The 1,882-nt window shown below is 41.8% G+C and carries 1 protein-coding gene; it reads right to left on the reverse strand.

Features of this window, described 5'->3' with window-relative positions; genetic code table 11:
* Nucleotides 1-129: 129 nt before the first annotated feature.
* A complete protein-coding gene (locus tag HK28_RS13330; RefSeq protein ID WP_086645024.1) occupies nucleotides 130-1,689 on the reverse strand; it encodes a tetratricopeptide repeat protein in 1,560 nt (519 codons plus the stop codon).
* Nucleotides 1,690-1,882 lie beyond the last annotated feature (193 nt).

Consider the following 1,882-nt stretch of genomic DNA (forward strand, 5'->3'; position numbering starts at 1 on the left):
TCGCCGCATCCTTCATCTTCTATCTCAAAAAATGAGTCCTGAGCCTAGGTGCCGCATAATCTAACCCCAAGGATGACATTGGCAACAGTTTTAAGTATAGGGGCTTTGTAGTGCACAACGGCTGGGATTTCATAAAATGAGCTCGGAATCTGGACGAAGAGCTGCAAATTTATCCGCATAAATATGTTCAAGTTCGTTGCATATTTTTTGAGTTGCACAGGCGTTACTATTTTTTAGTTCTATGCGCCGATTTATTCTGGCGTTATTTAATTCCGTATAGTCAGATACTGCGGAGCGTACGCGAAGTATCGCGTCCTCTTGATTTAGAGTTATAAAATCCACAAAACCCGCCGCATTTAAGATGGACGCTGATGTTCTGCTTGCCCATCTGTCGCCCGGCACAGTTAATACTGGGACACCTTGCCATAGGGCTTCTACTGTGGTCGTGCCACCACTGTAAGGTAAAGTATCCAATGCAATATCTATCTGTTCATAGGTTTTAAGATACGATTCGTGAGAACCCGACCCAAAAAGAGAAATTCTATTTTGATCGATACCATGTTTCGCAAAACGATGGATAATTTCCTTTCTGTTGCATTCTTTATCCAAGGTTTTTGTTCTTACAACCATACGCGATCCAGTTACGGACATCATAATGGACGCCCAGAACTTTATCGTTTCTTCCGTTATCTTGTAGCTTGAATTTAAGCTTCCAAATGTTATGTAGCCATTGTCTAAGCACGGGGAGTTTGTTACGGGAGTGGTATCATAAAAGAAATCGAATGGAAGGTAAGTCCCGTCTAATCGAATAAATTTTTCGGTGTAGAACTCCTGCTCATTAGAACGGATGGTTTGATTGTCGCCAATAATTCCATCGACATTAGGAAAACCAGTGGTCGCATACATTCCATTCCATACTAATTGGACTGGCGCGGATCTGTAGTTTAAAAGGGGCAACCTACGTTGGTGACTATACCCGTTTAAATCCACAAGAATATCGATTTTTTCTTCAAAAATAAGATTTGATAACTCAGCATTTGATAGGGATTCTACTCCCCATATCCGATCGTTCTCGTGATCAACATATCCATTTTGAAGGTCAGGAGGTGGCCCATCGGTTATAATATTTACGTCAAAACGGGAACGATTATGAGCGTTAATCACCCCCATGTACATTTTCATCCAGTTTTTATTAGAGAAATACGACCCATAATAGGCTAACCGGAGACGTTCATTCGAATTATTAAAGACGCGTCGTGGGATGATGTGTGGGGCTTGGCTCTCAGCCCAACGGCGTCGAATTTCGAGAACTCGTCCGTTATCGTAACCTATGTTACCTGGGGCTATAACGGCCAGGTTGTTGAGGGCCTTCAATTTATTGTCTTCATCCCCAAAACTTATTAGATACTCGTATTCAGTGGAAGCCTCGCGCACGTGACCCAAAAGATAGAGCGATCTCGCAAGGTTAAGGCGAGAAGAATGAGCATCAGATCGAATTTTTAATGCCTTGCGAAAAGCAATAACAGCCTCAGAAAAATACTCAAGTGAATATAAAGCATATCCAAGGCCATTCAATACGTCAAAATTATCTGGATAATCTTTCAGAATAATTTTATAAGCTTTAATTGCTGATCCATATTTTCCTGATGTTTGCAACGCGTCAGCTTTTTTTAATTTATTTGAGATCACTTACTTTCTCCACGTAAACGATAATTTTTCAAAGCTACCTATATTTCGTTGACATGGGAAGAAACTCTGCAGCGTGCGCCCTTGCCTCTTGATTCACGTCGCTACATGCAGGGAGAAGATATTGGCCAGATTCGCAACGCCATGGACGTGGAGGGATCGAAGAACCGTCAATTGATAAGCTTGGCCCATGATT

Source organism: Acetobacter sp. DsW_063 (assembly GCF_002153745.1).
Lineage (GTDB): Bacteria > Pseudomonadota > Alphaproteobacteria > Acetobacterales > Acetobacteraceae > Acetobacter.